The 7,233-nt window shown below is 66.7% G+C and carries 7 protein-coding genes and 3 pseudogenes; 4 read left to right on the forward strand and 6 right to left on the reverse strand.

The window, feature by feature from the left end:
• The 5 genes and pseudogenes from QZ500_RS06445 to QZ500_RS06465 all read right to left on the reverse strand — a co-directional run.
• Positions 1-362 (reverse strand): annotated as a pseudogene (locus QZ500_RS06445) (branched-chain amino acid ABC transporter permease); the annotation flags it as partial.
• 1 nt (position 363) lies between these two features.
• A complete protein-coding gene (locus tag QZ500_RS06450) occupies positions 364-1,248 on the reverse strand; it encodes a branched-chain amino acid ABC transporter permease (RefSeq protein ID WP_295852460.1) in 885 nt (294 codons plus the stop codon).
• Between the two features lie 119 nt (positions 1,249-1,367).
• On the reverse strand, positions 1,368-2,564 hold the full coding sequence (locus QZ500_RS06455; protein ID WP_295852463.1) for an ABC transporter substrate-binding protein: 1,197 nt from the start codon (positions 2,562-2,564) through the stop codon (positions 1,368-1,370).
• Between the two features lie 50 nt (positions 2,565-2,614).
• Positions 2,615-3,340 (reverse strand): ABC transporter ATP-binding protein, encoded by a 726-nt coding sequence (locus QZ500_RS06460; protein ID WP_295852472.1) that lies wholly within the window; start codon positions 3,338-3,340, stop codon positions 2,615-2,617.
• The gene (locus tag QZ500_RS06465; RefSeq protein WP_295852474.1) at positions 3,340-4,113 is read right to left on the reverse strand and encodes an ABC transporter ATP-binding protein; all 774 of its coding nucleotides are present in this window, start codon (positions 4,111-4,113) and stop codon (positions 3,340-3,342) included. Before QZ500_RS06465 ends, QZ500_RS06460 begins: the two co-directional genes overlap by 1 nt.
• A gap of 276 nt (positions 4,114-4,389) precedes the next feature.
• Between QZ500_RS06465 and QZ500_RS06470 the strand changes: the two genes are divergently transcribed.
• The 4 genes and pseudogenes from QZ500_RS06470 to QZ500_RS06485 all read left to right on the forward strand — a co-directional run.
• Complete coding sequence (locus QZ500_RS06470; protein WP_295852467.1) at positions 4,390-4,611, forward strand: CsbD family protein; 222 nt, start codon at positions 4,390-4,392, stop codon at positions 4,609-4,611.
• A 45-nt stretch (positions 4,612-4,656) separates the two neighbouring features.
• Positions 4,657-5,232: a hypothetical protein gene (locus QZ500_RS06475; RefSeq protein WP_295852468.1), complete on the forward strand. Its 576-nt coding sequence runs from the start codon at positions 4,657-4,659 to the stop codon at positions 5,230-5,232.
• 96 nt (positions 5,233-5,328) lie between these two features.
• Positions 5,329-6,600 carry an ergothioneine biosynthesis protein EgtB gene (gene egtB / locus QZ500_RS06480; RefSeq protein WP_295852470.1) on the forward strand — a complete coding sequence of 424 codons (1,272 nt, stop codon included), beginning with the start codon at positions 5,329-5,331 and terminating at the stop codon, positions 6,598-6,600.
• Positions 6,601-6,698: 98 nt separating this feature from the next.
• Positions 6,699-7,145: pseudogene (locus QZ500_RS06485) on the forward strand (L-histidine N(alpha)-methyltransferase); the annotation flags it as partial.
• Here QZ500_RS06485 and QZ500_RS19545 read toward each other — a convergent pair.
• Positions 7,142-7,233 (reverse strand): annotated as a pseudogene (locus tag QZ500_RS19545) (L-histidine N(alpha)-methyltransferase); the annotation flags it as partial. The pseudogenes QZ500_RS06485 and QZ500_RS19545 sit on opposite strands and share 4 nt — an antisense overlap.

Genomic DNA, 7,233 nt, shown 5'->3' on the forward strand with positions numbered 1-7,233 from the left:
ACGAAGAACACCATCTGCGCCAGCGCCAGCGTGATCATCGCGAAGTAGATGCCCTGGCGCCGGATCGCCAGCACGCCGAACAGCCAGCCCAGCAGCGCGCCGGTCAGCGTACCCAGCAGCAGGCCGACCTCGGGCGTCAGGCCCCAGACCTTCATTGCATGACCGGCCACGTAGGCCGAGCCGCCCAGGAAGGCCGCATGGCCGAAGGACAGCAGGCCGGTGAAGCCGAGCAGCAGGTTGAAGGCCGAGGCGAACAGCGCGAAGCACATCAGCTTCATCACGAACACCGGATAGGCGCCGAGGAACGGCGCGAGCACCAGCGCCAGCAGCAGTAGGCCGTAGCAAATCTTCTTGGTATCCATCTCAGTGCTCCTTCCCGAACAGACCGGCGGGGCGGAACAGCAGCACCACGACCATGATGACGAACACAACAGTGGACGATGCTTCGGGGTAGAACACCTTGGTCAGGCCCTCGATGATGCCGAGACCGAGACCGGTCAGGATCGAGCCCATGATCGATCCCATGCCGCCGATCACCACGACGGCGAACACCACGATGATCAGGTTCTGGCCCATCAGCGGCGTCACCTGGATCACCGGCGCGGCCAGCACGCCCGCGAATGCGGCCAGCGCGACGCCGAAGCCGTAGGTCAGCGTCACCATCAGCGGCACGTTGATACCGAAGGCCTCGACCAGCCGCGGGTTCTCGGTCCCGGCACGCAGGTAGGCGCCGAGCCGGGTCTTCTCGATCAGGTACCAGGTCGCGAAGCAGACGGTGAGCGACGCCACTACCACCCAGGCCCGGTAGTTGGGCAGCATCATGAAGCCGATGTCGGTGGCGCCTTCCAGCAGTTCGGGCGTGTCGTAGCCGAGGCCCGAGACCCCATAGGCCGAGCGGAACGCACCCTCGATCAGCAGCGTCAGGCCCAGCGTCAGCAGCAGGCCGTAGAGGTGGTCAAGCTCGTAGATCCAGCGCAGCAGCGTGCGCTCGATGACGATGCCGATCAACCCGACGATCAGCGGCGCCGCGAGCAGCATCACCCAGTAGCTGACGCCGAAATAGGTGAACGCCATCCAGGTGAGCATCGCGCCCAGCATGAACAGCGCACCGTGCGCGAAATTGATGACGTTGAGCAGGCCGAAGATCACCGCCAGCCCGAGGCTGAGGATCGCGTAGAAGGAACCGTTGACCAGCCCGAGCAGCAGCTGGCTGAGCATCGCCGGCAACGGGACACCGAAGATTTGCATAAGGAAAAGACCGTGAGAGTCGGTGTGGGGGTCAGGAGCGCCGCGGAGCCGGCAGGGCCGGTCCGCGGCCACCGCCCCCTACCGGGGGTGGCCGGAGCGCGCAGCGTGCCTTCGGAGCATCACTTCCACAAGGCGCACTTGGTCTCGGCCTTGGTCGTGAAGACCTGGTCGCCCGGCAGCTTGGAGACGACCTTGAGGTAGTCCCAGGGCTTCTTGGATTCGGCCGGCGACTTCACCTCGACCAAGTACATGTCGTGGATGAAGCTGCCGTCGGCGCGGATCTGGCCCTTGCCGTAGAAGTCGTCGATCTTCATCGCCTTGAAGGCGGCCATCACCTTGTCGGCGTCGGTGGTCTTGGCGGCATCGACGGCCTTCAGGTAGTTCATCGTCGCGGAATAGTCGGCGGCCTGCACGTCGGTCGGCATGCGCTTGGTCTTCTCGAAGAAGCGGTTGGCGAACTTGCGGGTGTCGTCGTTCAGGTCCCAGTACCAGCTGGTGGTGTGCAGCAGGCCTTCGGTGTTCTTCAGACCTAGGCTGTGGATGTCCGACAGGAACACCAGCAGGCCGGCAGTCTTCATCGTCTTGTTGATGCCGAACTCGCGTGCCGCCTTGATCGAGTTGATCGTGTCGCCGCCGGCGTTCGCCAGGCCGAGGATCTGTGCCTTCGAGTTCTGCGCCTGCAGCAGGAAGGACGAGAAGTCGGAGCCGTTCAGCGGATGGCGCACGGCGCCGAGCACTTGGCCGCCCTTGGCCTTCACCACAGCGGAGGTGTCGGCTTCCAGCGCATGGCCGAAGGCGTAGTCGGCGGTCAGGAAGAACCAGGTCTTGCCGCCCTTGTCCACCACTGCGGAGCCGGTGCCCTTGGCGAGCGCCACCGTGTCGTAGGCGTAGTGCACCGTGTACGGGCTGCACTGTTCGTTGGTCAGCGCCGAGGTGCCGGCACCGTTGTTGATGTAGACCCGCTTCTTTTCCTGCGCGACCTTGGCGGTGGCGAGCGCGGTGCCCGAGTTGGTGCCGCCGAAGATCATCGTCGCGCCGGCGGTGTCGATCCACTCGCGGGCCTTGGATGCGGCGATGTCGGCCTTGTTCTGGTGGTCGGCGCTCATCAGCTCGATCGGCTGGCCGAGCACCTTGCCGCCGAAGTCGTCGATCGCCATCTGGATGGCGACCGCGCCGTTCTTGCCCTCGACGTCGGCGTACAGGCTCGACATGTCGGTGATGAAACCGATCTTGACATTCTCCTGCGCATGGGCGGCGGTGGACAGCAGGCCGGCTCCGGCGAGCAGGACGGACAGGGCGGTGAGGCGGTGGCGCATGGTTTCGATGTCTCCGGTGGGTGCTGACGATGGGAAAGGGAAAAAGGGGCTCAGACGTTCAGCAGTTCGTTGAGCGCGGGCATGCGCTCCTCGAGCTGCGCGGAGACGAACTGCAGCGCGATGCGGCCGTGCTCCATCACGTAGAAGCGGTCGGCCAGCGGGGCGGCGAAGCGGAAGTTCTGCTCGACCATCACGATGGTGTAGCCCTTGGCCCGCAGCGTAACGATCATCCGGGCCAGCGCCTGCACGATCACCGGCGCCAGGCCTTCGGAAATCTCGTCGAGCAGCAGCAGCCTGGCGCCGGTGCGCAGGATGCGCGCGACCGCCAGCATCTGCTGCTCGCCGCCGGACAGGCGCGTGCCGGGGCTGTGGCGGCGCTCCGCGAGGTTGGGGAACATCGCGTAGATCTCTTCGATCGGCATGCCCTCGTCCGCGCCGCGGAGACGCGGCGGCAGCAGCAGGTTCTCCTCGCAGGTGAGCGACGCGAAGATGCCGCGCTCCTCCGGGCAGTAGCCGATGCCGCAGTGAGCGATGCGGTGCGTCGGCAGGCCGATGGCCTCGGTGCCATGCACCTTGATCGAGCCGGTACGGCGGCCGGTCAGGCCGAGAATGGCGCGCAGCGTTGTGGTGCGGCCGGCGCCGTTGCGGCCGAGCAGCGTCACCACTTCGCCGGGCCGCACCAGCATGTCGACGCCGTGCAGCACGTGAGATTCGCCGTACCACGCCTGCAGGTCGTGGATCTCGAGTGCGGGGACCGGGTCCTGGGCAGCGAGCATCATGCGTGGGCTCCTTGCAGTTCGCCGTCGGTGGTGCCCATGTAGGCCTCCATCACCTGCGGGTTGCGCGACACCTCCGCGTACGGGCCTTCGGCGAGCACCGCGCCGCGTTGCAGCACGGTGATCGTGTCGGCGATGGTGGAGACCACCTTCATGTTGTGTTCGACCATCAGCACCGTGCGGCCGACGGCCACCTTGCGGATCAGCTGGGTCACCCGATCCACGTCCTCGTGGCCCATGCCCTGGGTGGGCTCGTCGAGCAGCATCAGCTCGGGCTCCATCGCGAGCGTCGTCGCGATCTCGAGCGCGCGCTTGCGGCCGTAGGGCAGGTTCACCGTTTCCTCGTGCGCCAGGTCGCGCAGGCCGACCTCGTCGAGCAGTTCGAGCGCGCGCCCGTCGAGCCGCGCCAGGCTTTTCTCGCTGCGCCAGAAATGGAACGAGGTGCCTTCGCGGCGCTGCAGCCCGAGACGCACGTTTTCGAGCAGCGTCAGGTGCGGGAACACCGCCGAGATCTGGAACGAACGGATGATGCCGCGCCGCGCGATCTGCGCCGGGCGCATGCGGGTGATGTCCTCGCCGTTGTAGACGATGGTGCCGGCCGTCGGCTCCAGGAACTTGGTGAGCAGGTTGAAGCAAGTGGTCTTGCCGGCCCCGTTCGGACCGATGAGGGCATGGATCGAACCGCGCCGGACCGACAGATTCACCTGGCTCACTGCGGTGAAGCCGCGGAACTGCTTGGTGAGCTCTCGTGTTTGGAGGATGACGTCGTCCATGCGTGCGATGAATTCCTTGCGAAGCTGCGGTGCCGTGGTGTTGCGACGCATGCTACGGACCGCCCGAGCGTGGCGATATTGGGACAAAGCCCTAGGGCTGTATCGCTGCTTCGAGCGACAGCGGACGGCAGCGCGCGCGGGAGTAGCCATGCGCCTACAAGGCCAGGAGCGCCGCTCCTATCGGCTTCCGATTGGGCCCGCACGATAGTCGCCTCCACGGTTCGGCCATACACGGCGGAACCGGATAAAAAACCACGCAACTGCAAGGAGAGCGTTATGAACAACGACCGCCTCGAAGGTAACTGGAAACAGTTCAAGGGCAAGGTCAAGGAGCAATGGGGAAAGCTCACCGACGATGACCTCGACGTCATCGAAGGCAAGCGCGACCAGCTGCTCGGCCGCATCCAGGAACGCCACGGCATCGACCGCGACGAAGCGGATCGCCAAGTCACCGAATGGCACGGCCGCAACCCTTCGTTCTTCTTCGAGAAGTCCTAGTTCTCCAGCGCTCACCTCCCACAACCATACCTAGAGGGAATCATCATGAAAAAAGCTCTGCTCGCCATCGCCGTCGCCTCCATGTTCTCCGCCAGCTTCTCGGCGTCGGCCATGACCCGCGAAGAACACAAGGCTGCCAAGTCGCAGATCGAAGCGACCTACAAGTCCGACAAGGCTGCCTGCGATGCGATGAAGGACAACGCGAAGGACGTCTGCCAAGCCGAAGCCAAGGGCAAGGAAAAGGTCGCCAAGGCCGAACTGGAAGCCCAGTACAAGCCGAGCGCTTCGCACGACAAGAAGGTGCGCGATGCCAAGGCCGACGCTGCCTACGACGTCGCCAAGGAAAAGTGCGACGACCAGACCGGCAACGCCAAGGACGTCTGCGTGAAGGACGCCAAGGCTGCCCGCACCGCCGCCAAGGCGGACGCCAAGGTTGCCAAGACCGCCGCCGAAGCCCGCACCGGCGATGCATCGGCCGCCAAGGTCGCCGAAGCCCGCAAGGACGCGATGGACGACAAGCGCGACGCTGAATACAAGGCGGCCAAGGAGCGCTGCGACGCGATGTCGGGCAACGCCAAGGACGCCTGCGTCGCCGAAATGAAGACCAAGTACGGCAAGTAATGCGGTACGCAGGAGGATCGGTCCACTGATCCTCCTGACGGGCGGCAGGAAAACGATCCTGCCGCCCTTTTTTGCGTTCTGCGGCTTAGAACTTCCATGAACAAGCATCCGCTCGCGGCGCATGAGGCGCCCCCTGAACGGGACCGCTGGCTGCAGCAGTTCCGCACCGTGCGCGCCACAACGCTCGCACTGACCGACGGCCTGTCGGCCGAGGACCAGTGCGTGCAGTCGATGCCCGACGCCAGTCCTGCCAAGTGGCACCTGGCCCACACGACCTGGTTCTTCGAGGCGGTGGTGCTGGCCCGCGCCGGCGGCATGGTGCCGCTGTACGACCCGGACTTCCACTACCTTTTCAACTCCTATTACGAGGCGCTCGGCCCCCGGCACCCGCGGCCGCAGCGGGGCCTGCTGACGCGCCCCGGCCTCGATGCGGTTCACGCCTACCGCCGGCACGTCGATGCAGCGGTCGAACGCCTGATCGTCGACAGCGACGACGTGCTCTGGGCCGATGTCCAACCGCTGGTGCTGCTCGGCCTGCACCATGAACAGCAGCACCAGGAGCTGCTGGTCACCGACGCCCTGCACCTGCTGTCCTGCCATCCGTTGCTGCCGACATGGAAGCCCGCGTCTGCCGGACTGCGGCTGGCGGAGCCCGAAACGCCGATGGGCTGGATCGACCGGCCCGGCGGCATCGTGTCGATCGGCAGGGCACTGTCGGGCGCCGATGGACCGCACGACTTCGCCTTCGACAACGAGACGCCCGCGCACCCGGTGCTGCTGCAGCCGTATGCGATCGCCGACCGGCTGGTGTCCTGCGGCGACTTCCTGCAGTTCATCGAGGACGGCGGCTACCGCCGGCCGGAGTTCTGGCTGTCCGACGGCTGGGCGGCGGTGCGCGCGGGCGGATGGCAGGCTCCTGCCTACTGGCTCGCGCCGGACGATCCCCGCAACCGCGCCGGCCGCGGCTGGCAGGTGTTCGGACTGCAGGGTGTGCGGCCCTTGGACCCGGCTGCACCGGCGAGCCAGCTGAGCTTCTACGAAGCGGCGGCGTATGCCGAATGGGCGGGCGCCCGCCTGCCGACCGAACACGAATGGGAAGCCGCCTTCGACGCGCCCGGCGTCCGCCAGATGCAGGGCGCGGGATGGCAGTGGACCCGCTCGTCCTACGACCCCTACCCGGGCTTCCGGCCGCTGCCCGGCGTGGCGGCCGAATACAACGGCAAGTTCATGGTCGGGCAACTGGTGCTTCGCGGCGGCAGCGTGGCCACGCCCGAAGGCCACACGCGGCCCACCTCCCGCAACTTCTTCCCGCCGGCAGCCCGCTGGCAATTCACCGGCCTCCGGCTGGCCAAGGACGCAACGCCATGACCCCTCCCCACCTCGCACCGGCTTCTTCCCTCGCCCGCAGCGTCGTCGGCCTGCCGGCCGCTCCCGTCGCGGCGCCTCGCAGCGATTTCGCGCGCGACATGCTGGCCGCGTTCGCCGGCACACCGCGCCGCATCTCGCCCAAGTACTTCTACGACGCGGCCGGCTCCGCGCTGTTCGACCAGATCTGTGAGCTGCCGGAGTACTACCCCACCCGCACCGAATGCGCGCTGCTGAAGCGTCATGCGCCGGAGATCGCCGAGCTGGCCGGCCCGAAGGCCGAGATCGTCGAATTCGGTGCCGGCTCGCTGCACAAGGTGCGGGTGCTGCTCGACGCGTTCGACAGCCCCGGCGGCTACCTGCCGATCGACATCTCGGGCGAGCACCTGAACGCAGCGGCGCAGACGCTGCGGCACGACTATCCCGGCCTGCCGGTCCAGCCGGTGGCGGCCGACTACACCCAGCGCCTGCTGCTGCCGGCACCGGCCGAAGGCGCGGGCCAGCGGGTCGGCTTCTTCCCCGGCTCGACCATCGGCAATTTCACGCCGCCGCGCAGCACCCGGGCTGCGATCCGCAGGAACTGCAGCGCCTCGGCCGGCGTGAAATTGCCGATGGTCGAGCCGGGGAAGAAGCCGA

It is taken from the genome of uncultured Xylophilus sp. (assembly GCA_913776965.1).
In the GTDB taxonomy this organism is placed as follows: Bacteria; Pseudomonadota; Gammaproteobacteria; order Burkholderiales; family Burkholderiaceae_C; genus Xylophilus.